Annotated in this window: 21 protein-coding genes; 8 read left to right on the top strand and 13 right to left on the bottom strand. The window is 63.0% G+C overall.

Annotated elements, in window-relative coordinates:
• Nucleotides 1-8: 8 nt before the first annotated feature.
• From Q7F16_RS02455 to pedF, 3 genes are read right to left on the bottom strand one after another with little or no spacing between them, the layout of a single operon-like run.
• The gene (locus Q7F16_RS02455; protein ID WP_079304617.1) at nucleotides 9-767 is read right to left on the bottom strand and encodes a quinoprotein dehydrogenase-associated SoxYZ-like carrier; all 759 of its coding nucleotides are present in this window, start codon (nucleotides 765-767) and stop codon (nucleotides 9-11) included.
• Between the two features lie 9 nt (nucleotides 768-776).
• On the bottom strand, nucleotides 777-1652 hold the full coding sequence (locus Q7F16_RS02450; RefSeq protein ID WP_409555553.1) for a substrate-binding periplasmic protein: 876 nt from the start codon (nucleotides 1650-1652) through the stop codon (nucleotides 777-779).
• A gap of 5 nt (nucleotides 1653-1657) precedes the next feature.
• Nucleotides 1658-2119, bottom strand: coding sequence for a cytochrome c-550 PedF (pedF, locus tag Q7F16_RS02445; protein ID WP_018604055.1), 462 nt, complete (start codon nucleotides 2117-2119; stop codon nucleotides 1658-1660).
• A gap of 254 nt (nucleotides 2120-2373) precedes the next feature.
• On the opposite strand from pedF, the gene exaA reads away from it, so the two are divergent.
• Together exaA and Q7F16_RS02435 are read left to right on the top strand one after the other, a co-directional pair.
• Complete coding sequence (gene exaA, locus Q7F16_RS02440; protein WP_409555552.1) at nucleotides 2374-4239, top strand: quinoprotein ethanol dehydrogenase; 1866 nt, start codon at nucleotides 2374-2376, stop codon at nucleotides 4237-4239.
• 131 nt (nucleotides 4240-4370) lie between these two features.
• Nucleotides 4371-5015, top strand: coding sequence for a pentapeptide repeat-containing protein (locus Q7F16_RS02435; protein ID WP_409555551.1), 645 nt, complete (start codon nucleotides 4371-4373; stop codon nucleotides 5013-5015).
• Between the two features lie 180 nt (nucleotides 5016-5195).
• Here the strand turns inward: Q7F16_RS02435 and Q7F16_RS02430 are convergent, their stop codons facing one another.
• Complete coding sequence (locus Q7F16_RS02430) at nucleotides 5196-5834, bottom strand: response regulator (protein ID WP_412007483.1); 639 nt, start codon at nucleotides 5832-5834, stop codon at nucleotides 5196-5198.
• The gene (locus tag Q7F16_RS02425) at nucleotides 5834-7087 is read right to left on the bottom strand and encodes a HAMP domain-containing sensor histidine kinase (protein WP_409555550.1); all 1254 of its coding nucleotides are present in this window, start codon (nucleotides 7085-7087) and stop codon (nucleotides 5834-5836) included. Before Q7F16_RS02425 ends, Q7F16_RS02430 begins: the two co-directional genes overlap by 1 nt.
• A gap of 383 nt (nucleotides 7088-7470) precedes the next feature.
• Between Q7F16_RS02425 and Q7F16_RS02420 the strand changes: the two genes are divergently transcribed.
• From Q7F16_RS02420 to Q7F16_RS02395, 6 genes are all read left to right on the top strand, one after another.
• Nucleotides 7471-8637 (top strand): ABC transporter substrate-binding protein, encoded by a 1167-nt coding sequence (locus Q7F16_RS02420; protein ID WP_409555549.1) that lies wholly within the window; start codon nucleotides 7471-7473, stop codon nucleotides 8635-8637.
• A gap of 27 nt (nucleotides 8638-8664) precedes the next feature.
• On the top strand, nucleotides 8665-9672 hold the full coding sequence (locus Q7F16_RS02415; RefSeq protein ID WP_079304629.1) for a YVTN family beta-propeller repeat protein: 1008 nt from the start codon (nucleotides 8665-8667) through the stop codon (nucleotides 9670-9672).
• Nucleotides 9669-10400: an ABC transporter ATP-binding protein gene (locus Q7F16_RS02410; protein WP_079304631.1), complete on the top strand. Its 732-nt coding sequence runs from the start codon at nucleotides 9669-9671 to the stop codon at nucleotides 10398-10400. The genes Q7F16_RS02415 and Q7F16_RS02410 overlap by 4 nt, the downstream gene beginning before the upstream one ends.
• Entirely contained in the window at nucleotides 10397-11191 is a 795-nt protein-coding gene (locus Q7F16_RS02405; RefSeq protein ID WP_409555548.1) for an ABC transporter permease, read from the top strand. Before Q7F16_RS02410 ends, Q7F16_RS02405 begins: the two co-directional genes overlap by 4 nt.
• Nucleotides 11192-11445: 254 nt before the next feature.
• A complete protein-coding gene (locus Q7F16_RS02400; protein ID WP_095963603.1) occupies nucleotides 11446-11979 on the top strand; it encodes a PQQ-dependent catabolism-associated CXXCW motif protein in 534 nt (177 codons plus the stop codon).
• Nucleotides 11980-12038: 59 nt separating this feature from the next.
• Nucleotides 12039-12704, top strand: a complete 666-nt coding sequence (locus Q7F16_RS02395; protein WP_014338437.1) for a response regulator transcription factor — start codon at nucleotides 12039-12041, stop codon at nucleotides 12702-12704.
• A 179-nt stretch (nucleotides 12705-12883) separates the two neighbouring features.
• Here Q7F16_RS02395 and nahK read toward each other — a convergent pair whose 3' ends face one another.
• From nahK to nosR, 8 genes are all read right to left on the bottom strand, one after another.
• Nucleotides 12884-15526, bottom strand: a complete 2643-nt coding sequence (gene nahK / locus Q7F16_RS02390) for a hybrid sensor histidine kinase/response regulator NahK/ErcS' (RefSeq protein WP_409555547.1) — start codon at nucleotides 15524-15526, stop codon at nucleotides 12884-12886.
• Nucleotides 15456-16619, bottom strand: a complete 1164-nt coding sequence (gene nosP / locus Q7F16_RS02385) for a nitric oxide-sensing protein NosP (RefSeq protein ID WP_095962150.1) — start codon at nucleotides 16617-16619, stop codon at nucleotides 15456-15458. The genes nahK and nosP overlap by 71 nt, the downstream gene beginning before the upstream one ends.
• 321 nt (nucleotides 16620-16940) lie before the next feature.
• Entirely contained in the window at nucleotides 16941-17474 is a 534-nt protein-coding gene (locus Q7F16_RS02380; RefSeq protein ID WP_409555546.1) for a nitrous oxide reductase accessory protein NosL, read from the bottom strand.
• A 30-nt stretch (nucleotides 17475-17504) separates the two neighbouring features.
• On the bottom strand, nucleotides 17505-18335 hold the full coding sequence (locus tag Q7F16_RS02375) for an ABC transporter permease (RefSeq protein WP_409555545.1): 831 nt from the start codon (nucleotides 18333-18335) through the stop codon (nucleotides 17505-17507).
• Entirely contained in the window at nucleotides 18332-19249 is a 918-nt protein-coding gene (locus Q7F16_RS02370; protein WP_013693248.1) for an ABC transporter ATP-binding protein, read from the bottom strand. The genes Q7F16_RS02375 and Q7F16_RS02370 overlap by 4 nt, the downstream gene beginning before the upstream one ends.
• Nucleotides 19246-20559, bottom strand: coding sequence for a nitrous oxide reductase family maturation protein NosD (locus tag Q7F16_RS02365; protein ID WP_409555544.1), 1314 nt, complete (start codon nucleotides 20557-20559; stop codon nucleotides 19246-19248). Before Q7F16_RS02365 ends, Q7F16_RS02370 begins: the two co-directional genes overlap by 4 nt.
• Nucleotides 20560-20584: 25 nt before the next feature.
• Nucleotides 20585-22504, bottom strand: a complete 1920-nt coding sequence (nosZ, locus tag Q7F16_RS02360; RefSeq protein ID WP_046062339.1) for a TAT-dependent nitrous-oxide reductase — start codon at nucleotides 22502-22504, stop codon at nucleotides 20585-20587.
• A gap of 53 nt (nucleotides 22505-22557) precedes the next feature.
• On the bottom strand, nucleotides 22558-24708 hold the full coding sequence (gene nosR, locus Q7F16_RS02355) for a transcriptional regulator NosR (RefSeq protein WP_413211827.1): 2151 nt from the start codon (nucleotides 24706-24708) through the stop codon (nucleotides 22558-22560).
• Nucleotides 24709-24914 lie beyond the last annotated feature (206 nt).

The raw sequence follows: 24914 nt of genomic DNA, 5'->3' as shown, positions 1-24914 counted from the left end.
CCTTGTGGTCAGGGAATCGCCGCCTCGAACGTATTGCCGCTGTTATCGCGCAGCAACAGGCGAGTCTGGCCGGGGCCTGGGATGTCGAAACCCAGGTTGGGGTTTTCGCTGACCGCCGGGAACAGTTCCAGGCGCGCCAACACCTGGCCGTCGGCGTCCAGCAGTTGTGCCTGGTTGAGGAAAAACTCCGGAATGCCGCTCACCAGGCCGTTATCCATCGGATGGGCCACCTGCAGGCGCAGGCGGCTCGACTCGCCTCGTGGATAGCGGGCACCCAGCACCTCGCCCAAGTGTTCCTCCCAACCCGGCTGGGTACGCACCACGCTGGGCGCGGTGCAGCCGCCACCGGCCGCGTCGATCAGCGTCGAACCGACGTGCCACAGGCCATCGCGGGTCTGCACGGCGGCGCGCAGCGGCGTGGCTTGCTCGATACGAATGCGGATCGACAGCCAGGGCAGCACCCGCTCCCCCGGTTGGAAGTCGACGATTTTCGGCAATGGGTTCAGTTCGGCCCAGGCCAACACCCGCACGACGTCGCCAGTGAAGGCCCGGGCATCGATTTCCAGTGGCACCTGGCGTGCGTCTTCGGCAAAGGGTGGCGCCAGCAGGCGCACCCGGTCATCGAACACGAACGGCGCGTCCCCCAGCAATTGCTTGTGATAGAAGGCCCACATCACCGACGGCACCGGGTCCTTCCCTGGCTCGACCGCCGCCCACGCGGTCATTGGCAGGCCACACCACAGCAGGCACCACACGACCCATTTCATCCCGGGCTCCTATTGATACATCTCCGGCACTTCATAACGCAGGCCGTAATGGGCATAGACGGTCTTGACGCTGCCGTCGCGGATCAAGCCTTCCAGCGCCTCTTCCACCGCATAGGCCAGCTGACGGTTGCTTTCATGCACCGCCATGCCGATTTCCCAACGTTGCTTGCCCATGTTCGGGTAGGCGTTTTCCGCCAGCGCCAGTTGCGGATCGGCCGCCTCGTGCACTTGCCAATCGACCTCACCGCGCATGGCCATGACGGCGTCCACCTCCCCGGCCTGCATGGCCTTGAAGGCCTGGCTGACACCGGGGTAATGGTGGGTCTTGGCCCGGAGCATGCCGTTGAACACCGACGTCAGGTAGAACGACGGCACGCTGTCGACTTCAACGCCAATGGGGTGCTGCTGGAACACCGCGACACTGCCCACCGAATCCAACCGGCTCCGGTCGTACGCCACCTGCCAGCACTCCTGCTGATAAGGTCCGAACATCACCACCTGGGCGTTTGCCAGTTCGCCGATGTCGTTGCGCTTTTGCGCATAGTCGTGGTCGTAAGGCACGCGCATCATCAGGTCGGCCAATTGCCGCTCGTGCAACGGGCTGCTGCGCCAGATGTAATCGCGCAGGTCGTCATCGAGTTTTTCGCCCGGCGGTGCCCACATCAATCGCAGGCGCACGCCAAGCGCCTTGGCCAGAGCCTGGGCCAGTTCCACGTCCACGCCCCTGGGTTGGCCGTGGTCCTCGAAACTGTAGGGCGCGAAGTCCTTGTAGACCGCGACCTTCAACTCACCGGCGGCGATCATCTGGTCGTAGCTGCGCACCTGCGCCTGCGCCGCCTGGCCCCACAGGAGCAGGCTGCACATTACCCACGCGAACAGGCGCATGACGATCACTCCTCGACGTGCACGCTGTCGAGATAGGTGCGCACCGCCCACAAGGCTTCCTGGCTCAGGTAGTCGGCCATTTTCGGCATGTAGACCCGGCCGTCGCGTACCGCGCCGTGACGTACGCGTTCGACAAACCACTCATCGCCGACTTCGGCGGCGTCGAGCATGCGCAGGTCCGGAGCGATCCCGCCCGACTTGGCTTCCAGGCCATGGCAGGCCGCGCAGTTCTGGTTGTAGGCCGAGGCACCGATTTCCACGGCTTTTTCACGCTCGGGAGAGTTGCGATACGGGTTCTGGGCAGCCCACCCATCAGCGTCCAACGGCAAGTTGGCGTCCTTGATCGGGGTCAGTCCCTTGGTTTCCACTGCCTGGGGCACTACGTTGCCATGGGCCCATGCGGAGCCTGCGCCGGTCAGCCCCATCAGCAGTGCGGTAGCGATGATGGCGTTGCGTTTTGTTGTCATTGTTATGCCCTCTGGATTGCACGCAAGACCTCTTTGCGGAGGCCGTGCCGTCATCTTAGGAACCCTGCGGCACCAGCCGAATGCTGCTTTGGTGGCCGGGGTCTAGTTCCTTGGTAGCAGGCCATCCGACGCAGGTCGTAAAGACAGGCGGTTCGGGAAGTCTTCCCGGCAAGGGCGGGACTTTTTCCGTATCGGCCAGGCCTTGGCGCAACTCACCCTAGTCAGGCCAAAACCTTTCACTGGGAACTGCCACCATGAGAATAAAAACGCTACCCGCCCTCTCCTCCCTGACCGTTGCCTTGCTGCTCGCTGGCAGTCTGTCGCTGAGCCCCTTGGCCCGCGCCGCAGCACCAGGAGTCAGTTGGGAAGACATCGCCAACGACCACCTGACCACCCAGGACGTGCTGCAATACGGCATGGGCACCAACGCCCAGCGCTGGAGCCCGCTGGCCCAGGTCAACGACAAGAACGTGTTCAAGCTGACCCCGGCCTGGTCCTACTCATTCGGCGACGAGAAGCAGCGCGGCCAGGAGTCCCAGGCCATCGTCAGCGACGGCGTGGTGTACGTCACCGGCTCGTACTCGCGGGTGTTCGCCCTCGACGCCAGGACCGGCAAGCGCCTGTGGACCTACAGCCACCGGCTGCCGGACAACATTCGCCCGTGCTGCGACGTGGTCAACCGCGGCGCGGCCATCTATGGCGACAAGATCTACTTCGGTACCCTGGACGCGCGAGTCGTCGCCCTGGATAAAAACACCGGCAAGGTGGTGTGGAACAAGAAGTTCGGTGACCACGCCGGCGGCTACACCATGACCGGCGCCCCGGTGCTGATCAAGGACAAGACCAGTGGCAAGGTCCTGCTGATCCATGGCAGTTCCGGCGACGAGTTCGGTGTGGTCGGGCAACTGTTCGCCCGCGACCCGGACACCGGCGAAGAAGTCTGGATGCGCCCGTTTGTCGAAGGCCACATGGGCCGCCTCAACGGCAAGAACAGCACGCCGACCGGCGACGTCAAGGCGCCCTCCTGGCCTGACGACAAGACCACTGAAACCGGCAAGGTCGAAGCCTGGAGTCACGGCGGCGGCGCACCTTGGCAGAGCGCCAGTTTCGATCCCGAGACCAACACCATCATCGTCGGCGCAGGCAACCCTGGCCCGTGGAACACCTGGGCGCGCACGTCCAAGGACGGCAACCCTCACGATTACGACAGCCTCTACACCTCCGGCCAGGTCGGAGTCGACCCAAGCACTGGCGAAGTGAAGTGGTTCTACCAACACACGCCCAACGACGCCTGGGACTTCTCTGGCAACAACGAGCTGGTGCTGTTCGACTACAAGGACAAGGACGGCAAAGTGGTCAAAGCCACTGCCCACGCCGACCGCAACGGTTTCTTCTACGTGGTGGACCGCAACAACGGCAAGCTGCAGAACGCCTTCCCGTTCGTCGACAACATCACCTGGGCCAGCCACATCGACCTCAAGACCGGTCGTCCGGTGGAGAACCCCGGCCAGCGTCCGGCCAAGCCATTGCCCGGTGAAACCAAGGGCAAACCGGTGGAAGTCTCGCCACCCTTCCTCGGCGGCAAGAACTGGAACCCCATGGCCTACAGCCAGGACACCGGCCTGTTCTACGTCCCCGGCAACCAGTGGAAAGAGGAATACTGGACCGAGGAAGTGAACTACAAGAAAGGCTCGGCCTACCTGGGCATGGGCTTTCGCATCAAGCGCATGTACGACGATCACGTCGGCAGCCTGCGGGCGATGAACCCCACCACCGGCAAGGTGGTCTGGGAGCACAAGGAACCGCTGCCACTGTGGGCCGGTGTGCTGGCGACCAAGGGCAACCTGGTGTTCACCGGCACCGGCGACGGTTTCTTCAAGGCGTTCGATGCGAAAACCGGCAAGGAGCTGTGGAAATTCCAGACCGGCAGCGGCATCGTCTCCCCACCCATCACGTGGGAGCAGGACGGCGAGCAATTCATCGGCGTGACCGTCGGCTACGGCGGCGCCGTACCGTTATGGGGTGGCGACATGGCCGAACTGACCAAGCCGGTGGCCCAGGGTGGGTCGTTCTGGGTGTTCAAGATTCCGAGTTGGGATAAGGCAACGGCGCAGAAATAACCCCTGACCTGTACCCCATCCCCTGTGGGAGCGAGCTTGCTCGCGATAGCGCAGTATCAGTCAACATGAATGCCGGCTGAACCACCGCCATCGCGAGCAAGCTCGCTCCCACACTTGCCTGAGTTCATGTCATGAAATCATTGCCATTGCTGCTTCTGTTCATCGGCGCCTTTGCCCATGCCGATGACCCCGACACCCCACTGACAATCAACGGCTGCCTCATCGCCGAATCCAGCCAATGCCCCGGCGCCAACCTGCGCGGTGCAAAACTGGCGAACCAGGACTTGCGCAAGATGAACCTCAGCGGCGCCGATCTGCGCGATGCCGACCTGCGGCACGCGCGGCTGGACCTGGCCAACCTTGAGAAGGCCCAGCTACAGGGCGCCAACCTGACCCGTGCCAGCCTGCAACAAAGCAACCTGCGCCTGGCGGACTTCAGCGGCGCCACGCTCAAGGCAATCCAGGGTTGGGGCCTGTTCGCCCAGGGCGCGCAATTCCAGCGCGCCGACCTGACGGCGGCCTACCTGCAATTCGCCCGTTTGTCCGGCGCCCGTCTGCACGAGGCGAACCTGCAGGCGGCGGACCTGGAAATGGCCTGGCTGAGCAAGGCAGACCTCAAGGGCGCCGACCTGCGCGACGCCAACCTGCAGGAAGCCAAGCTCGGCGAAAGCAACCTGGAACAGGCCAACCTGAGCGGTTCTCGCCAGCATTACGGGAATTTCCAGGATGCGAACATGCAGGGCTGTACCGGGTGCCCGATGTCCTGGGATCAGTGAAGACTCTGGATCACACAAAACCCTGTGGCGAGGGAGCTTGCTCCCGCTGGGATGCGGAGCAGCCCAATAGGGCCAACTCAATGAGCCTGACACACCGAGGTGCTGGGTTTTGGGGGCGCTTCGCCCCCCAGCGGGAGCAAGCTCCCTCGCCACAAGTGGTCGGCATTTCAAATCAGATCTTCACCCCGCCACCCGCACCACCCCCATATCGATCCCCAGGTGCACCAGCTCAGCATGGGGGCTGACCTGCAACTTGCTCTTGAGCAGCGTCAGGTGGTTGGACACGGTCTTGGCGCTGATGCACAGCTGTTCGGCAATGGTCCGGGCCGGGGTGCCCTTGGCGAGCATGACGAAGATCTCCAACTCCCGTTGGGTCATGCATTGCAGGCGCGGGTCGACATCCTGGCGCGAGCTGGCGCAGGCCAGTTGCGTGGCCAGGGATTGCTCGATGTAGACATGCCCGGCCAACACTCGCCGCACCGCCTCCACAAGCACCTGGGGTGCCGAATTCTTGGTCAGGTAGCCCGCAGCGCCGGCGTCCAATGCCTGGCGCACCAAGGGCAATTCATCGTGCATGCTGAAGAACAACACCCGCAGTTGTGGCAGGCGCTGGCGTAGCCGGCGGGTGGTTTCCAAGCCACTGATACCGGGCAGGCCGAAGTCCATGATCACCAGATGAGGCACCTGCTCCTGCACCTGGCTCAGCGCCTCCTCACCGGTGGCTGCTTCGCGGACCTGCAGGTCCGGCATCAACACCCGCAAAAGGCTGGCATAGCCCTGCCGAACCACCGCATGGTCGTCTACCAACAAAATGTTCATCACGCCTCCAGGGCAATATTCAAGGCCAGCGCCCAACCGGCGCCAGGCTGGCTGATGATGCGCAGCTCACCGCCCAGGCTGCGCGCCCGCTCGGACATCGAGTGCAAGCCAACACCGGCGCGCGATGGTTGCCTCGCTCCGCAACCGTTGTCGCGCACCAGCAACCGCAGGTGCCCGGCGCGGTGTTGCAGGCGAATCCGCACCTGCGTGGCGCCGGCATGCCGGGCAACGTTGGTCAACGCTTCCTGCAACAAGCGATACAAGTGGGTCTTGTCCGGACCGGACAAGGGCGGCAGTGTTTTGTCGATCCACACCTGACAGGTGATGCCCTGGTTGGCCTGCCATTGCCCGGCCAACAGCCTGATGGCCTCGCACAACGGCAGGTGTTGCAACACCACTGGGTACAAGTCATGCACCAGTGCCCGGAAACCCAATTGCAAATGCTCGCAATGCTCTTCGAGTTGGCTGACGGTCTGCTCCAGCGCCGGCGGTTGATCCATCACCAACCGCAGCAGGCAGGCGCGGGCACGAATGCCGGCCACGTATTGGCCCAGATCGTCGTGCAGGGTCTGGGCCAGCCGGGTGCGCTCTTGTTCCTGCACGGCCAGCAAGGCCTGGGTAAGCCGGGCGTTATCGGCCTGGGCCTCGGCCAGGGCGGCGGTCATGCGATTGAAATGTCCCGCCAGATACTGCGCCTCCGGGACACCCTCAGTGCCCAGGCGCACCTGCAGGTTCCCGGCTGACACCTGACGCAATGCATGCAGCAACTCATCGAGCAAACGCATGCCCCGGCGTACTCCCCAGCGAATCACCAACAGGCTGAGCGACAGCGCCAAGGCGCAGACGTACAACAGTTGCACCAAGGAATCGAGAATCTCATCGATTTCATCGCGAGGGTCAACGGCAATCCAGGCCCGCCCACCGTCCGGCAAATCCACTACCTGGGCCGCAGGGCCGTCATCCAGTAACCGGCGACCGAGCCAGGCCTTCATCCCGTCTTCATCCGCCGGGAACAGTTCCCCAGGGGCCAGCCAACGGACCCGCACATGCCGCAGGCTGCCGGTCAATCGCGGCTGAAGGCTGGCCGGATCGCGCTCGGCAGTTTCACGCAGGTAATGCACCACCGACTCGGCCGATTGCAGCTCTCGTCTCACATCGGCCGTGGCCTGGTGCAACAACAGGACTGCACAGGCCAGGTTGACCAGGGCGAAAAAGGCACAAACCCAGAGGTTGATGCGCCAGAGGGCTGACATGGTTAGCGCTCCAACCTTGAATTGACATTGACACCCACCCCCTGTGGGAGCGAGCTTGCTCGCGATGACGGCGGCACATCCGGTACTGAAGTTGACTGAACCACCGCTATCGCGAGCAAGCTCGCTCCCACAGAGGGGCTTGGAGGTTTCCAGGTTTTGGGACGATCAACCCCGATCAAACTCAGAATCAGCAGAAACGGCAGCAGCAGCGCTTTGAGAATCCGCATGGTCTGTCCCCTCCTGGTCAATGACGATGCCTTGCATGCTAAAACCCCGGCCGCCAAGGTGAGTTACTACCTTGGTACTGCACCGGCGGTACTTTCTGCATATTTCCCCATGGCCGCAGGCTTCCTATGCTGGCGCTACCTGCAATGGAGGACGTCATGCGCCGGCTCGTCAGTTACGCCCTGGTTTCTCTGCTGGCAGCGGCAACCGCTCACGCGGACGATGCCACGCCGCTGCAAGTGCGCATCGGCTACCTGGGTTATCGTCCCGATCCGGGCCCGTTGCTGTCCAACGTCATTGCCGAACCGGCCGATGCCGGGTTGCGCGGCGCTGAACTGGCTATCGTCGACAGCAACAGCACCGGGCGTTTTCTCAAGCACGACTACCGCCTGGAAAGCGCCAGCGTCGACACGCCCGAAGCGCTGCTCCAGGCCGCCCGGGCCCAACATGACCAGGGCCTGCGGTTGTTCGTGGTCAACGCACCGGCCGCCAGCCTGCGCCAGCTCAGCGCCGCCCTGCCCGACAGCCTGCTGTTCAACGCCGGTAGCGCCGACGACAGCCTGCGCACCACCGACTGCCTGGGCAACGTGCTGCACAGCCTGCCCGACCGCGCCATGCTCGCCGATGCCCTGGTGCAGTTCAGCGTGGTGCGCAAATGGCAACGGGCCTTGTTGATCGTCGGCCAGACGCCCGAGGACCAGGCCTATGCCGCCGCATTGCGCCGGGCCATGAAACGCTTCGGCATGAAGATCGTCGCCGAGAAGGCCTGGCAGTTCGACAACGACCAGCGCCGCAGCGCCCAGGCCGACATGCCGCTGTTTACCCAGACCGCCGAGTACGACGTGGTGCTGGTGGCCGACGAGCGCGGTGATTTCGGTGAATACCTGCCCTACCAGACCTGGTACCCACGCCCGGTAGCCGGCACCCAAGGGCTGACCCCCACCGGTTGGCACAAGACCGTGGAAACCTACGGCGCGGCGCAACTGCAAAAACGCTTCGAAGCCCTGGCCGGACGCTGGATGAACGACCGCGACTTCGCCGCCTGGATCGCCGTGCGCAGCATCGCCAGCGCCGTGAGCAAGTTGCGTCAGGACGACCCACTCGCCATCCACCAACTGGCCCTCAGCGACCAGTTGCCCCTGGACGGGTTCAAGGGTCGCAAGCTCAGCTACCGGCCCTGGAACGGCCAGTTGCGCCAACCGATTCCCCTGGTCCAACCCCGGGCGCTGGTGAGCACCTCGCCCCAGGACGGTTTTCTGCACCCTTCCAATGAAATGGACAGCCTGGGCTATGACCAGCCCGAAGTGAGCTGCCGTTACCCCTGATCGATAACAACAATAAGGAAAACCGCCATGCGCCGCTCCCTGATTTACCCGGCCCGGCTCTGCCCGACCCGGTTATGCAAAGCCCTCGCCCTGGGCGCGGCGTTGCTCGCCGCTGGCCCCTGCGCCGCCGCCAGCATCGCCTGGGTCTCCAACGAGAAAGACAACAGCCTGAGCCTGATCGACATGCAGAGCCTGGAAGTCATCGAGACCCTGCCGGTGGGCCAACGCCCCCGAGGCCTGCTGCTGTCCCACGACAATCGCCTGCTGTACATCTGCGCCAGCGACTCGGACCGGGTCCAGGTGATGGACGTCGCCACCCGCAAGATCATCAAGGAACTGCCCTCCGGCAAGGACCCCGAGCAGTTCGCCCTGCACCCCAACGACCGCTGGCTGTATGTCTCCAACGAAGACGATGCCCTGGTCACAGTGATCGACACCCAGACCTCCGAAGTACTGGGCCAGATCGGCGTGGGTGTCGAGCCCGAAGGCATGGCCGTCAGCCCCGACGGCAAGTGGGCGGTCAACACCAGTGAAACCACGAACATGCTGCACTGGATCGACACCAGCACCCAGACCCTGGCCGACAACACCCTGGTGGACCAGCGGCCACGTTTCGTCGAGTTCAATCGCGACGGTACACAGCTCTGGGCCTCGGCGGAGATCGGCGGCACGTTGACCGTACTCGACGTGGCGACGCGCAAGATCCTCAAGACCCTGACGTTCCAGATCAAGGGCGTGCACCCGGACAAGGTCCAACCGGTGGGCATCAAGCTCAGTGCCGACGGCAAGCTGGCGTTCGTCGCCCTGGGCCCGGCCAACCATGTGGCGGTGATCGACGCCAAGACATTCGAAGTGCTGGATTACCTGCTGGTGGGCCGACGGGTCTGGCAACTGGCGTTCACCCCGGACCAGAAGCAGCTGCTGGCGACCAACGGTGTCAGCGGCGATGTCTCAGTGATCGATGTAGACAGCCATAAGGTCCTGAAGTCGGTGAAAGTCGGACGCTACCCTTGGGGCGTGGTGGTCACGCCATGAACGCCCTGGAGGTCAGCGACCTGAGCTTTGCCTATGGCGCGCGCGAAGCCCTCAAGCAGATGAGTTTCAGCTTGCCGGCCGGACGTTTCGCCGCGCTGCTGGGACCCAACGGCGCCGGCAAGTCGACGCTGATCGCCCTGCTCACACGCCTGTACGACCTGCAACGTGGCGAGATCCGCATCGGTGGTCATTCCCTGCAGAAATCACCAAGACCGGCCTTGCGCCAATTGGGCGTGGTGTTCCAACAGAGCACCCTGGACCTGGACCTGAGCATTGAACAGAACCTGCGCTATCACCTGGCGTTGCACGGATTTTCGCGGCGCCAGGGCAGCGCCCGCATCGACGCCGAACTGACCCGCCAGCACCTGACCGAGCGGCGCCATGAACGGGTGCGCGACCTCAACGGTGGCCATCGACGCCGGGTTGAGATCGCCCGCGCGCTGCTCCACGAACCACGCCTATTGCTGCTCGACGAACCCAGCGTCGGCCTTGATCCGGCCAGCCGCCTCGCCCTGGGCCTGCACATCCGGCAACTGTGCAGCGAGCAAGGCATCAGCGTGCTCTGGACCACTCACCTGCTGGACGAAGTGCAGCCCAGCGACGACCTGTTGATCGTGCATCAGGGCCGCCTGGTTGCCAGCGGACAGGCCGACGCGGTGAGCCTGGAACACGGCGGCAGCCTCGGCTCGGCCTTCACCCGCTTGACCACCTCGGGAGCCCGGCCATGAACGCGTACTGGCATTGTTTCAGCGGTATCGTAACGCGCGAATGGCTGCGCTTCGTGCTGCAACGCACACGGTTGCTCAGCGCACTGGTCCGGCCCCTGCTGTGGCTGCTGGTGTTCGCCGCCGGTTTTCGCGCGGCACTGGGCATCGCCATCATCGCGCCCTACGACACCTACATCCCCTATGAGGTGTACATCGTGCCCGGGCTGGCCTGCATGATCCTGTTGTTCAACGGCATGCAGGGCTCGCTGTCGATGGTCTACGACCGGGAAATGGGCAGCATGCGCGTATTGCTCACCAGCCCCCTGCCCCGGGCGTTCCTGCTGGCGAGCAAGTTGCTGGCGACCTCGCTGATCTCGCTGTTGCAGGTCTATGCCTTTCTCGCCATCGCCTGGCTGTACGGCATCCAGCCACCGACTCTTGGTCTGCTGCTGGCCCTGCCGGCCTTGCTGCTGGTGGCCCTGATGCTCAGCGCCCTGGGCCTGTTGTTGTCCAATGCCATCCGGCAACTGGAGAACTTCGCCGGCGTAATGAATTTCGTGATCTTCCCGATGTTCTTCCTGTCTTCGGCGCTGTACCCACTGTGGAAAATGCAGGAAGCCAGCCCTTGGCTGTACTGGCTCTGCGCGGTCAGCCCGTTCACCCATGGTGTGGAGTTGGTGCGTTTTGCGCTGTACGAGCAGTTCAACCTGCTGGCGATGACGGTGTGCGCGGGGTTGACCCTGGTGTTCGCGCTGTTGGCGGTGTGGACGTTCAATCCGCAGCATGCGGCGTTGCGCAAGGCAGGTAGCTAACGCCTCATTGCACAGACAATCTGTGGGAGCAAAGCTTGCTCGCGATGGCGGCGGTTTATCCAGAATTGATGCTGCCTGGCACACCGTTATCGCGAGCAAGCTTTGCTCCCACAGGGTTCGGTGCATGTTCTCCATGTCACGCGGGTCTTTAGCACTCAAATTACTACTTTAGTACTGGTTTTCCTGTCTATGGTCGCATTCACAAGACCTCGACCCTGGCATGTAATGGGCGCATAACAAAAAGGATAAATCCTATGCCCCGTTTACTGGCAATCCTATTGCTGGGCCTGGCGCTGAATGTCGCGCAGGCCGATACCACGCTGTTTTCAGCACAGGGCTATCGCATCGCCCAATACCGCAGCCCGACGCCCGCCACCGTCGACGGCGCCCAGACCCTCGACACCCAGGCCCTGCAACGTCTGCTCGGTCAAGCCCAGCCTCCGGTGCTGATCGACGTTTATCGTCGGCCGTGGCTCCAGGGGCGTTTCATCGACAACGAACCCCATGCCAACCTCCCCGGCAGCCTGTGGCTGGCCAATACCGGTGACGGCGATCTCGACCCAAGCTGGCAGGACTATTTCAGCCGTCACCTGCACGCTGCCACCGGCGGCCGGCTGGATCTACCGCTGGTCTTTTATTGCCGCGCCGATTGCTGGCTGAGCTGGAACGCGGTAAAACGCGCCGCCGCCATGGGCTATAACCATGTGTACTGGTATCGCGATGGCCTCGATGCCTGGGAGGCGGCCAACCTGCCCCTGCAAGCGGCCCGGCCCGAACCCTTTCCCTGATCTTGCAAGAAGTGCGTGCAACTGCCCTGCCCTACACGACAATAACGAGGTGAATGGCCATGTACAAAATCCTGATAGCCGACGATCACCCACTGTTTCGCGAAGCCATCCACAACGTCATCAGCGACGGTTTTCCTGGCAGCGAGGTCATGGAGACCGCCGACCTGGACAGTGCCCTGGCCTTGACCGCCGAGCATGACGACCTGGACCTGATCCTGCTGGACCTGAACATGCCCGGCATGCACGGGCTCAATGGCCTGATCAACCTGCGCAACGAGGCACCGACCATCCCCGTGGTGATTGTCTCCGCCGAGCAGGACAAGCAAGTGGTGCTGCAGGCGATCACCTATGGCGCGGTGGGTTTCATCACCAAATCCTCGCCACGCTCGCAGATGACCGACGCCATCGAGCAGATCCTCAACGGCAACGTGTATCTGCCGCCCGACATCATTCGCACGCAAAAAAGCCCGATGGGCCGGCGCCTGAACGAAAACCCGAGCTTCCCGCCGGAGCTGCTCCAGGCCTTGACCCGCAAGCAACTGCTGGTGCTCGAACGCATGACCAAGGGCGAGTCGAACAAGCAGATCGCCTACACCCTGGACATCGCCGAAACCACGGTCAAGGCCCACGTCTCGGCGATCCTGCGCAAACTCAATGTGCACAACCGGGTGCAGGCGATTCTCAGTGCCGGGGATATTGATTTCGGGGCTTACCTGCGGCGTTGAACGGCTGAACGCTACAGGGACAGGGTGAACAACTCTGTGGCGAGGGAGCTTGCTCCCGCTGGGCTGCGAAGCAGCCCCATCCTGCTAACTGAGTAAACCGGATACACCGAGGTGCCTGGGTTTGGGGTCGCTTCGCGCCCCAGCGGGAGCAAGCTCCCTCGCCACAAAATGGGTCGGGGTCAATGGCTCTTGGTCTGGCCCAACAAATGACTCATCGCAATCTTGAGCTTCATCGGCCGCACCGGCTTGTGCATCAGGGTGTGCCCGCGTTCGCGGATCTGCTGCTTGAGCTCGTTGCTGTAGTTGGCGGTGATCATCATGGCCGGGATCGGTGAGGCCCGGCGGGCGTTGATCCGGGCCACCGCATCGACGCCGTTCTGATCGTTGTCCAGGTGATAATCGGCGATCAGCAGGTCGGCCTCGGCGTGGTAGTTGTCCACCTGGCGGGCCAGGTCCTGCTCCGACAACGCCGTCACCACCTGGCAACCCCAGCCCTCCAGCAAAGTACGCATGCCAGCGCAGATCGCCGCATCGTTATCCAGCACCCAGACCCGCGCCCCACGCAGGCGTTCGAGCATCGGTTCGCTCATGTCCAGGCACGGCAGCGGTTTGGGCGCGGTGGCGCTCAGCGGCACGTCGATAGAGAACATCGAGCCCTTGCCCGGCCAGGAGCGCACCTGGATCCGATGCCCGAGGATCCCGGCGATTTTTTCGACAATCGCCAGGCCCAGGCCCAACCCACGGTCCTGGTTCGGGCGTTGCACGTCGCCGCGTTTGAACTCCTGGAATATTTCCTCCAGGCGGTTCTCGGCAATGCCGATGCCGCTGTCCCAGACCTGGATCGACACGCGCTGACGGTGTCGCCGGCAGCCCAGCACCACCCGGCCGCTGGGGGTGTAGCGAATAGCGTTGCTCAGCAGATTGCGCAGGATTCGCGCGAGCAATTGCATGTCGCTGCGCACCAGCACCGAACAACCGACAAAGTGCAGCGCCAGCCCTTCGCTGCGGGCGATCTGGGCGTATTCGGCGGCCAGGTTGTCGAGCAGCTCGCTGAGGCCGAACGGCGCGACATCGGCCTTGATCACCCCGGCGTCCAACTTGGAGATGTCCACCAGGGTGCCCAGCAGGTTCTCCACGTCCTGCAGCGAATTGCTGACGTTGCGCACCAGTTGCGCGTTGGCGACCGGCTCGCGGCGCTCAAGCAAGGCACTGGTGAACAGCCGGGCGGCGTTGAGTGGTTGCAGCAGGTCATGGCTGACCGCTGCGAGAAATTTGGTCTTCGACAGGTTGGCCTGCTCGGCCTCGCGCTTGGCCTCCCGCAGACGCAACTCCACCCGGCTGCGCTCGTCGATCTCGCGCAGCAACTGCTCGTTGAGGGTGGTCAGTTCGGCCGTGCGCTCCTGGACCCGCTGTTCCAGGTTCTGGTAGGCCTGGTGCAGCGCTTCAGCGGTGCGTCGGCGTTCGGTGATGTCGCGGATCAGCACGAAAATCCCCACCACTTCGCCGTTGGCCAGGCGGTTGGGTACATAGGAGCGCAGCATGTAGCGTTCCTGGTTGTTGATGTTGGTCTCGGCGAATTCGAAGGTGACGCTCTCACCCGCCAACGCCCGCGCCACGTAGGCTTCCAGGCGCTGGTAATGCTGCTCGCTATGGGCTTCGCGCAGGCTCTGGCCGAGCATCACGCCACGGGGCCAGCAATACCATTGCTCGTAGACCTTGTTGGTGAATTCGTAGACCAGGTCGGCGTTGAGGTAGGCGATCAGCGCCGGAACATGGTCGGTGATCAGGCGAATCCAGCGTTCGCTTTCGCTCAGCGCCTCGGCGTGCTGGTAGCGTTCGGTGATGTCGGTGAAGGTGTTGACGTAGCCGCCAGTGGGCAATGGATGTGTACGGATCTCCAGGACCCGGCCATCGGACAGGCGCTGCTCGGATTCGTGGATCAGCCGGCCGTTGCTGTCGCGACTGGCCGGGGTCAGCAGTTGCAGTTCACTGTCGGCAATCACTTCATTGAACGGCCGGTGGGCCGCTACCGGTGCCAGGCCACTGAGTTCGAGGAAACGTCGGTTCCACAGCTCCAGCACGCCTTGGGCGTTGACCATCGCCACACCCTGGGACAGGTTGTCCACCGCCCGCTGCAACAGGTGGGATTTCTGCGCGATGGCCTGCTCGCGGCGTACGGTTTCGCTGAGTTTGACGTCGGTGATGTCGGTAAACAGAATTACCCGGCCGCCCTCCTGGGTCGGCCGCTCGCTGACTTGCAACCAGCGCCCGTTCTGCAACCGATACAGCACGTGCTCGTCGGCCTGGCCCCGGGGTTCTTCGCTGAACAGCCCGTTGGCGGTCATCAAGCGTTTGACCTCGGAAAGACGCATGCCGGCGATGATGCGCACCCGGCTGTTGGCCCAGAAGGCCTTGAAGCGGCTGTTGAACAGAACAATGCGCTGCTGCTCGTCGAACAGCACAAACGCATCGGAGATGCTTTCGATGGCGTCGATCAGGTGCCGGTGGGCGGTTTCCGCCCGCAGCCGCGCCTCGCCCAGCAAGTGATTGCCGGCCTTGAGTTCAGCCATGGCCTGGTTCAACGCATCGGTGCGCTCGCGAACCTGCTCGGCCAGCACCACCGAGTGCTGGAACGCCGCATACGGGTCGTTGCCCCGGGTTACGCCGGACTCCACCCGTTCGATCAGCGCCTCGTTGATGCGCCGCAACTTGCGATTTTCATGCTGCAGGGCAGCGAGCTGGGCCTGCAGCTCAACGATGGCCGGGGACGCGATGGCGGGCAATGGCAACTCCGGTGAACGTCTGGTTGATGTGCATGCCATTGAACTGTTCTCCATAGGTGTTGAACCCCATCACCCGTTGTTCGCGCAGGAACTGGCCGATCTGCTCCAGGCCGCCGCGATCTTCCAGCTCCAGGCGTCGGAGAAAGCAATCGCAGCCGATGGTCAGCAGCAAATCGCCGAGGCGTGCCTGCAAACCGTCGAACAGCGTTTGCAGGTTGTGCAGCAAGGGCCCGGGGGTCATCGCAGTGAGAACGATGCCGTTCTCCACCGCACAGTAGAAACTCAGGCTCAGGTCCGAGTGCACCTGCTGAATGGCCCGCACGTAGTACTGGTCGTTGATGCGCACCGCCAGTGGATGAGCGGCGAATACTCGATAGTCGAGGGCGCTCACCGGCACGCCGATGTGCCGGGCGTATTCTTCGGCGGCGGGTTCGGCGTTGAGTTCGTAGACCCGTCGCGAGGCGCTGTCGGCGCCGGTCACCACCAGTTTCTCCTCCCGGGGCAGGATGTGATGGGTGGTGAAGACTTCGAATTCCAGCCAGGTATTGATCAACACCACCACCGCCGCGCCACTGTGGAACTGGCCTTCGAAATACACGTGGGTGTGGGTCAGGTAGTTGTCATCGCCGGCCGACCCGCCGAAATGGGGGATGTCCCCCAGCGCGGCGCTCAAGGCCGCCAGCACCATTTCCTCGCGGCTGGACAAGCCATCGAGCAGGGTCAAGGCGAAACTGTGGCCCTTGATCGGCGCCAGGGCGTTGCTGCGACAGCCGCTGGCCAGGCGCTCGACCATTTGCTGGGCGTCGATCAGGCTGAAGTGCTCCATTTCGCCGATCAGTTCGGCGGCGATGGAAAAGTGCCGGTGATCGAACCCCACCGCCGTCACACAGTTGCGGCCGTAGCCCTGGGAGGTGATTTCACCGGCGCTGGTACAGCCCACCAGGCGAATCCCGCCGAAACTCTGGGACAACGCCTGGCCCAAGGCCGGCAGGTCGTATTCGGCGGAACAGAAAAACAGCACGAAGCCCAGGTGCGGGTGCAACAACTGCCGCGCCAACTCCTGGGCTACCTGCTGGACGTCCGTCGCCTGGGACATGGCGCTCACCACACCTTCGCTCTGGGCCTGCTGCATCTTCGCCTCCGACGGGTGCGTGATAGGAGCCCTGAGTGTACGAAGCCGCGGCGGGTCGACGAATGCTACTTGGGTAGCGGGTGGACGCTTCCATGGGATGAGAAGGTGATGCGCATGGCCCTCCCTGACATGAAATACCTTTGTGGCGAGGGGATTTATCCCCGCTGGGCTGCGAAGCAGCCCCAGAACGGCCCGCGCGGTGTGCCAGGTTGATCCAGTCAGCTTGGTTTAGGGGCGCTTCGCACCCCAGCGGGGATAAATCCCCTCGCCACAAAAAGCGGTTCGGTGCTGGCAATAGAGCGGTTCGGTACGCGGGCAATATCAGTGGTTCATCGGCGCCATCGCGCTCACCTGCCCCAACAGTTTCTGGTCGATGTCTTCCAGGCGCAGCACCCGGCCGCCGCTATCGCTCGCCAGTTTTTCTGCCGCCTGGGGATCGGAGAACGAAGCCAATACCACGCCCATGGCGCCTTTAAGCCCGCTGCCGATGACGAAGTAGGCGGTCCGGGCGTCGATCAGGTGGGCGTCATCCGGTGTGTCCCAATGGCTGCGGCCCATGTCGTGGACATATAGCTTGACATCGGCTCGATGGTTTTCCGGCTGCAACCACCAGCCCAGCATCTCCGCCGGCGAGCAGAATTTCTTCACGCCCCCTGCCCCGACCGCCGCGCCCTTGGGCCCGGGGAAGTCAGTGATGACCATGCCGCACACATGGCACTCGTCACTGGGATGAAACGCCAGCGCCGCCTCGCTGGCCGCAGGTGGTTCGACCTTGCCGCACGCCGCCAGCGCCAGCGCCAGGCACACCAACACCCCGGCCAAGAGGCGGCCCCCCTTGAGGTACACCTTGTTCATCGTTGCATGCTCCCTTATCAAGATTGAAATTCACGGGCACCGGCGATTGAACAGCCGATAGGCCAGCCACAACGGCACCGCCATCCACAGGCCCAGGCACAGCCAGAGCAAAGGCGCCGACACCGGCAGGTCGCTGCCCAAGGTCAGCACCGCGGCGCCGCTGGACGCCGCATCGAATCCGGACAGGTTGATCAGCCGATACACGTCAGTAGGGTTGAACAGCAGCAGCCAGGGCAACAGTTCCGGGCTGAAGCGCCCCTCGCTCAGCACCAGCAACGCCAGCAAGGCCAGGTCGAACACCAACACGAAGAAAAACCACCCCCCCAGCGCCAATCCGGCCGCGGTGGATTTCTCTGCCGACAAGCTGCTCAGCACATAGGCCAGCCCGAGGAACACCCAGCCCAGCAGCGTGCTCGATACCATGAACCGACCGAAGGCCCAGAGCAGCAGGCTCAACTGGACATCGTCCACCCACAGAGCGATGGCAAGCATCGCGCAGCCAAAACCGATGAAAGTGGCCAGGGCCAGGATCAAGCCGTGCCCGACAAACTTGCCCAGCAGCAATTGGCCGCGGCCCAACGGGTAGGTCAGCAACAGCAACAAGGTGCCGCTCTCGTCCTCGCCGACAATCGCGTCATAGGCCAGCAGCAAGGCAATCAGCGGCATCAGGAAGGTCGCCAGGCTGGACAGGCTCGCCACCGTGGCTGGCACCGAGGTGAACCCCAGTTGACCGGACGCCGCCGCGCCGAGCCAGGCGATGCCGATCGCCAGCACCGCGAACAACAGGCTGATCGCCAACAACCAGCGATTGCGCAGGCCATCGCTGAATTCCTTGCGGGCCATGTTCCAGACCGGATTCATAGGCTGGTCTCCTCGGCCGCGGCACGGACCATGTAATGACGGTACAAATCCTCCAGCGACGGCGGCTTGATCTCGACATCCGACGGGTCATCCTGGGCCAGTAACTGGCGCAGCAATTTAAGCTTGCTGCCATCCGGCGCGGACACTTGCACCCCCTCGGCGCCCCAACCTTGGGTGGCGTGCCCTTCACTGCGCCAATGCTGGCGAAGCCAGTCGGCCCGCGACAGGCCCGAGGCGCGGATCAGCGTCGGCAACCCGGCGTCCTCGCGCAGCCGGGCCAGGCTGCCCAGGGCCAACAGGCGCCCCCGGGTGAGAATCGCGGCGCGGTTGATGTGAGCTTCCACGCCAGGCAAGACGTGAGAACAGAGAATGATGCTGGTGCCCTGCCAACGCAGGCGGTCGAGCAACTGATAGAGGTCCTGGGTGGCGATGGGGTCCAGGCCCACGGTCGGCTCATCCAGCAATAACAGGCGCGGTTGGCCGAGCAGCGCCTGGGCCAGACCGAGACGCTGGCGCATGCCCTTGGAATACGTCTTCACGCGCCGTGTCGCGGCACCCGCCAGCCCGACCTCTTCCAGCAAACGCTGCACTTGCTCCGGTGCAGCACCTTTGAGCCGGGCAAAATGGCGCAAGGTTTCCAGTCCGCTCAGCTGCGGATAGAACATCACGTTCTCGGGCAGATAACCGAGCATCTGCCGCACGCTCGGGTCACTGGGCGCGCGGCCGAAGACACGCACCTGCCCCTCGCTGGCCCGCAGCAAACCGAGGATCAGCTTCATCGTGGTGGTCTTGCCCGCACCGTTATGCCCGAACAGGCCGAGCACTTCGCCCTGGGCCAGATTCAAGTCCAGCCCGCGCAGCACAGCGACATCGCCATAGTACTGGCTGACGCCTTCGATCTCGACGACGTTCAAGACGCGTCCTCCTGGGCACTGTTGCGTGGCGGGGGTTGGACAGGCGTTTCCATCAGCGGATGACTGTCCATCACCCCGGGGGATTTCATCACCGGGAAGGCTCGCTGCACCCAACGCAGCAGTTCGATCCCCGGGCTGTTCATCAACAAGCGCACCTGGGGATACAGCCACAGCAGGCGATCGACGTTGTCGTTGGGTTCATAGGCGACATCGCCCAAGCCGTTGCCGTTGCGATCCCAGCCCAGGTAGTCGCTCCAGTAATTGCCGCGCCCGTCCACCGACCATTCCTGCAACCGCGTGGCAACGTATTTGACCTGGCGCTGGTTATGGACGAAGGCATTGCCGGCGATGCGGTTATCCTCCGAGCCAGCCGTCAGGTGAATACCCACGGCGCTGCGCTCGAAATGGTTGCCTTCGATGCGGTTGAACAATGAGTTGTAGATGAACAGGGCCTTGCCCTCGGCGCCGGTGATCATGGTGTCGCCGGTGGACCCGTCGCGCACATCGGTGACGAAGTTGTCGCGCAGGGTCGAATAGGTGATGTAGTTCATCAGGATCCCGTAGTTCTGATCCTGTTCGGAGCGATTGCCGATGACCGTCAACTGGCGGCTTTGCATCAAGGCATAACCGGTGCGGGTACGCCGGGTGACGTTATCCAGCAGGCGGTTATCGTTGGCGAACATGTAATGCACGCCGTAGCGCAGGTCCTCCAGGACATTGCCCTGGAGCAGGTTGCCGCTGGAGGTGTCGATGTAGATGCCGTCGCGGGTTTCGCGCACCTGGTTACCGATGACCCGGGCGCCGTGTACGGCATACAAATGGATGCCATTGCCACGGTCCTGGGAGCGCAGGCTGGGGTCGCCCTGGATACGGTTGTCGATCAGGCTGACGTCCCGTGTGCCATCGACCCAGATACCGAAGCCCTGGCCCTGCATCCGGTTGCCACGCACCACAGCCCCTTGGGCGACCGGTTGGATGAACACGGCGGCATTCATGGCCGTCAGGTCGTGGCCCCAATCCAGGAACGTACAGCCCTGGATCCGCACGTTCGGGGCGCGAATGATCACGCCATTGCCCTCGCCCTGGCCCTGGAATACCGCATCCGGCGCACAGGTAAGGGTCATGGGCTGGTCGATGCTGAACGAGCCCCGGTACTGGCCCGCAGGCAGGCGCCATTGCTGGTCGCCCTCGGCCTGCAAAGGCAAATCGGTGATCGGCTGCGGCGCGCCGAGCGCGCCGCCCGACAGCAGGCAGAACACCAGGGCAATGACCGATCGACGAACGTTTGGATGCTGCATATTCCCGGTCATTGCGCCTGTCTCCCTAATGAATGACTCAGGCCTTTTCAACCAGCATGCGTCCGACCATTTCCATGTGCAGGGCGTGGCAGAACCAGCTGCAGTAGTACCAGTGCAAACCGGCCTTATCAGCGATGAAGGTGATCGATGAGGTCTGTTGCGGGCTGATCTCCATGCTCGCGCCGTGGTTGGTCATGACAAAGCCGTGGGACACGTCTTCGATCTGGTCGATGTTGGTGATGGTCACCGTCACCTCGTTGCCTTGCTTGACGGTGAACTCCGTCAGGCCATAGGCCGGCGCCATCGACGTCATGTACACCCGCACCTTGTTGCCGTCGCGGATGACCTTGTTGTCGGTTTCCAGGTTGATGCCGTCCTTCTTCGCCAGCTCCACGGTGCCGGCGAAGAACGGATCGTTGCGGTTCCAGATTTTCTGGGTCTTGATCTGGTCGCGCCGGGCGAGAATGCAGTCATGGGGTTCGGCGAACGCCGGGCCGTCGTGCACCAGCTTCATTTCTTCACCGGAAATGTCGATCAACTGATCGTTCTCCGGGTGCAATGGGCCGGTGGGCAGGAAGCGGTCCTTGGAGAATTTGCACAACACCACCAGCCACTTGCCGTCCGCCTCGCTGGTTTCGGTGAGGGACGCATGGTTGTGGCCGGGCTGGTACTGGACGTCGAGCTTCTGCTTGATGTAGTTGACCTTCTCACCCTTGTAGGCACGGATGGCCTCGTCCATGTTCCACTTCACCACCTGGCTGTCGATGAACAAGGTCGTATAGGCATTGCCGCGCCCGTCGAACGTGGTGTGCAGCGGCCCAAGCCCCAGTTCCGGCTCGGCGACGATCACTTCGCGTGGGTCCTTGAAGCGGTCGGCGAACAAATCGTCCAGGCGATCGATGGCGATCATCGAGACCGTGGGCGACAGCTTGCCGTTGGCGATGAAGTATTTGCCGTCCGACGAAGTATTGAGCCCGTGGGGGTTCTTCGGCACGGGAATGTAGCGGGTGAATTCGGAGTCCTTGCCATCGGTCTTGCGGCCATCGACCACCGGCACCTTGGAGCCGTCCAGGTTGATGAACTTGCCGGCCTTGATCGCCGCCTCGATACGCGGGATGTTGAACACCACCACCCAGTCGCGCTCGTTGCGCATCATGCCGCCCAGGTCGTAGGCCTTCTCGGAGTTGTAGCAGGTGCTGGCGGCGTATTTGCCGGTGTAGTCAGCGTCGGAGTTGTCCAGGTTGCCGTCGACGATCACCTGGAACGCCATTTCCATTTTCTCGGCATCGATGGCGTTGAACATCGTGAAGCTGTTTTTGTCCTGCAGGTCGAAGGTATGGCCGTCGTTGGGGTGCGGGATCACGAACTCAGCGTTGGCGAACACGTACTTGGTGTACGGCACCTTTTGCAGGCGCAAGCCGTGGATGGCTTGCACGTTGGGCACGGTGAGGATCTTGTCGCACTTCATGATGTCCAGGCGAATGCGCGCGACCCGAGAGTTGGCCTTGTCGTTGATGAACAGGTATTTGCCGTCGTACTTGCCGTCGGTCATGGAGATGTGCGGGTGGTGGCAATCGCCGTTCTGGTACTTGGCGCTGTCGCCCAGAATGCGCTTGCTTTCGTTGGTCAGGCCCCAACCGGTGGCCGAGTCGACGTTGAACACCGGGATGCGCATCAGCTCACGCATCGACGGCACCCCCAGCACCCGCACCTCGCCCTGATGGCCGCCGCTCCAGAAACCGTAGTATTCGTCCAGCTCCCCAGGCCCGACGTGGACCTTGGACTTGGCCTCCTTGGCCGCCGCCGCCCAGGACTCACGGGTGAACGTCCCGGCCCCCAGCGCCGTCGCGCCGGCCAGTACCGCACCCGTTACCGCGCCGGTGCCGAGAAAGCTGCGCCGGCTGACACCCCTGGGTTCTTCCACCGAGCCTGGGGTTTGGTTTTCTTTATCGCTCATGCTGTGTGCTCCATGAAGAATGAAACGGTCAAGGGACAGGCCATTGGGGTGCCTCAAGGCGCCGGGTTCACCTGCACCACGGGAATCAGTTGCGGATCGGTCGCGGTCGCCTTGCCGCGCTTCTTGCGCTTGTTGATCAGCGGCGGGCATTTGTTTTCGTTGTGCCAGGTCATCTGGCAGTCGAGGCAGTAATGGCATTCGTTGGCATTGATCCGGCCATCGGGATGAATCGCCTGGATCTCGCATTCCTTGGCGCACAGTTGGCAGGGGTTGCCACATTCCTTGCGGCGCTTGAGCCAATCGAACAGCCGCAGCCGGGTCGGCATCGCCAGGGCCGCGCCCAGCGGGCAGACGTAGCGGCAATAGACCTTGCGGGTAAACAGGTTGATCACCAGCAGGCCCACGGCGTAGGCCACGAACCACCACTGGCGGTCGAACCTGAGGGTGATGGCGGTCTTGAAGGGTTCCACTTCGGCCAGCCGTTCGGCGGTGGCCATCGACTCCAGCGAGACGCCGAACAGCACCAGCAAAATGATGTATTTGATCGCCCAGAGCCGCTCATGCACGGCGAACGGCAACTCGTATTGGGGCACCTTGAGCTTGCGCGCCAGTTCGTTGATCAACTCCTGCAACGCGCCGAACGGACACAGCCAGCCGCAGAACACCCCGCGCCCCCACAGCAGGATGCTGCCAGCGGTGAACACCCAGAGGATGAAGATCAGTGGATCGGTGAGGAACAGCTCCCAGCGAAAGCCTTCGAACAAGGCGTGGACGAAGGTCAGCACGTTGACCACCGACAACTGGGCCAAGGCGTAGCCGCCGAGAAACACCACGGTGAAGACCAGGTAACCGCGGCGCAGCCAATGCAACAGCGTCGGCCGCCGGGCCAGTGAGTCCTGGAAAAACAGGATCGCCGTCAGCACCAGCAACGCGGCCCCAAGCACGCTGATTTCGACACTCTTCTGATACCAGAGCGTCAGCCACATCGGCCGGCTGGCTTCTTCGGCCGCCGCCAGTTGCTCGGCGGTCGGCAATGGCCGCTCCAGGTAGGGCTCCGGCAACTGATAGGCCAGCTCGAAGCTGCTGAAGGTGCCGCTGACCGGTCCGGTCTGACGGCGCACCAGCAGCTCCAGGTTCCAGGGCGAACCGGGGTCGAAACGGTGGGAGGCGCGGATGATGAAAATCGCCATTTCATCGAAGTCCGGCATGTCGTCGAGGGCCACATCATTCAGGCGCTGAAAATCCAGGTCGCGAAAGCTGATGGTGTCGCCGGACTGACGCAACTGCACCCGGTCGAAGATGCCGCCACGCACGTATCCCGAGCCCTTGAAGGAATAACGACCGCTGCCCATCACCGCGATGGCCTGCTCGCCCGGCTTGAGCTCGGCCATCAGTGTGTGGTATTGCGCCTCACCCAGCAGGTTGCGGCCGATGGTGGGCGGATTAAGGTGGGTGGCATAGAGGTCGATGAAGGTGTCGTTCACCTGCTCGCCGCTGGCGGTTTCGACCTGTTCGGCCTCGGTGCCCTTGAAGGACGCGTCGACCTGGCCACGGGTCAGGAGCAGACGGCGGATAGCGCCGTTGCCGGTCAGAGTCTTCCAGTCGGCGGGCTGGTAGATGTCCTCACGCACACGCGCTGGCGCCACGGCCAACCCCGCATCGCCCTTGACCAGGCCCAGGGACACCGCGACATCGTGGGCGGCACGCATGATGACCTCGTTGACCACCATCGCCGTCACGGTAGCCCCGGCGATGGCATCCACGGTCACGGCATTCGGGTCGCTGGAATGCCCCACCACCACTCGCTGATTGACCTTGATGCCGCTGTAGCGTGCGCTGAACGCGTGGAGTTTTTCTTCGGCGATGCCGATCAGCAGAATCGGCTCATGGTGTTCGAGCACATAGGCATCGAGGATCACCCCGGCAGGATCGAGAATGACCTGGACGTTGATCGGCTTGCCTGAATAAGCGGGAATGTCCACCACGTCCAGGCTCTGGAACACATAGCCGACGACCTTGCCTGCGATGGACAGCTTGCGAACCTTGAAGGGCCCATCGGGCTCGGAGATCGCGTCGGTCTGGTTCAGGACGTGATGGATGCGCTGTTGTTGGATGTCACCGTAGTCCCTGGCCTGGGCCAAGCCCGTGAACAACAGCAGGAGAACGAACAGCCCAAGGGGCCAGAAGCGGGATAGGTGCAGCATCACAAAGGGAGGGGTCATGGACGCCAGGGCTTAAAGACAGGATCTTGGCGCTCATGGTAGGGGCCGGCACTCTGCTGGGCCCTTGATTGAAATCAACTTGGAAAAACTTAAGCCCGTATCCGTGAACAGGTGCTCTTTTACCCAGAGTAAATTTTTATCGCACGCGAACGGTTGAACCCGGTCGCATAATTGTCAGCGCTGTGATC

It is taken from the genome of Pseudomonas sp. Lb2C2 (genome assembly GCF_052112205.1).
Taxonomy (GTDB): domain Bacteria; phylum Pseudomonadota; class Gammaproteobacteria; order Pseudomonadales; family Pseudomonadaceae; genus Aquipseudomonas; species Aquipseudomonas kilonensis.
Note: the sequence above shows the minus strand (reverse complement) of the source record. Positions and strands in the feature narration are given on the sequence as shown.

Bases quoted from the DNA above. Each gene is read 5' to 3' on its own strand.
- Q7F16_RS02395 (WP_014338437.1), top strand. From the start codon at position 12,039: ATGTACAAAATCCTGATAGCCGACGATCACCCACTGTTTCGCGAAGCC.
- Q7F16_RS02375 (WP_409555545.1), bottom strand. From the start codon at position 18,335: ATGAATCCGGTCTGGAACATGGCCCGCAAGGAATTCAGCGATGGCCTG.
- nosR (WP_413211827.1), bottom strand. From the start codon at position 24,708: ATGCTGCACCTATCCCGCTTCTGGCCCCTTGGGCTGTTCGTTCTCCTG.
- Q7F16_RS02405 (WP_409555548.1), top strand. From the start codon at position 10,397: ATGAACGCGTACTGGCATTGTTTCAGCGGTATCGTAACGCGCGAATGG.
- nosP (WP_095962150.1), bottom strand. From the start codon at position 16,619: ATGCAGCAGGCCCAGAGCGAAGGTGTGGTGAGCGCCATGTCCCAGGCG.
- nosZ (WP_046062339.1), bottom strand. From the start codon at position 22,504: ATGAGCGATAAAGAAAACCAAACCCCAGGCTCGGTGGAAGAACCCAGG.
- exaA (WP_409555552.1), top strand. From the start codon at position 2,374: ATGAGAATAAAAACGCTACCCGCCCTCTCCTCCCTGACCGTTGCCTTG.
- Q7F16_RS02410 (WP_079304631.1), top strand. From the start codon at position 9,669: ATGAACGCCCTGGAGGTCAGCGACCTGAGCTTTGCCTATGGCGCGCGC.
- Q7F16_RS02450 (WP_409555553.1), bottom strand. From the start codon at position 1,652: ATGCGCCTGTTCGCGTGGGTAATGTGCAGCCTGCTCCTGTGGGGCCAG.
- Q7F16_RS02365 (WP_409555544.1), bottom strand. From the start codon at position 20,559: ATGACCGGGAATATGCAGCATCCAAACGTTCGTCGATCGGTCATTGCC.
- Q7F16_RS02420 (WP_409555549.1), top strand. From the start codon at position 7,471: ATGCGCCGGCTCGTCAGTTACGCCCTGGTTTCTCTGCTGGCAGCGGCA.
- Q7F16_RS02400 (WP_095963603.1), top strand. From the start codon at position 11,446: ATGCCCCGTTTACTGGCAATCCTATTGCTGGGCCTGGCGCTGAATGTC.
- Q7F16_RS02415 (WP_079304629.1), top strand. From the start codon at position 8,665: ATGCGCCGCTCCCTGATTTACCCGGCCCGGCTCTGCCCGACCCGGTTA.
- Q7F16_RS02425 (WP_409555550.1), bottom strand. From the start codon at position 7,087: ATGTCAGCCCTCTGGCGCATCAACCTCTGGGTTTGTGCCTTTTTCGCC.
- nahK (WP_409555547.1), bottom strand. From the start codon at position 15,526: ATGGCATGCACATCAACCAGACGTTCACCGGAGTTGCCATTGCCCGCC.
- Q7F16_RS02435 (WP_409555551.1), top strand. From the start codon at position 4,371: ATGAAATCATTGCCATTGCTGCTTCTGTTCATCGGCGCCTTTGCCCAT.
- Q7F16_RS02380 (WP_409555546.1), bottom strand. From the start codon at position 17,474: ATGAACAAGGTGTACCTCAAGGGGGGCCGCCTCTTGGCCGGGGTGTTG.
- Q7F16_RS02430 (WP_412007483.1), bottom strand. From the start codon at position 5,834: ATGAACATTTTGTTGGTAGACGACCATGCGGTGGTTCGGCAGGGCTAT.
- Q7F16_RS02455 (WP_079304617.1), bottom strand. From the start codon at position 767: ATGAAATGGGTCGTGTGGTGCCTGCTGTGGTGTGGCCTGCCAATGACC.
- pedF (WP_018604055.1), bottom strand. From the start codon at position 2,119: ATGACAACAAAACGCAACGCCATCATCGCTACCGCACTGCTGATGGGG.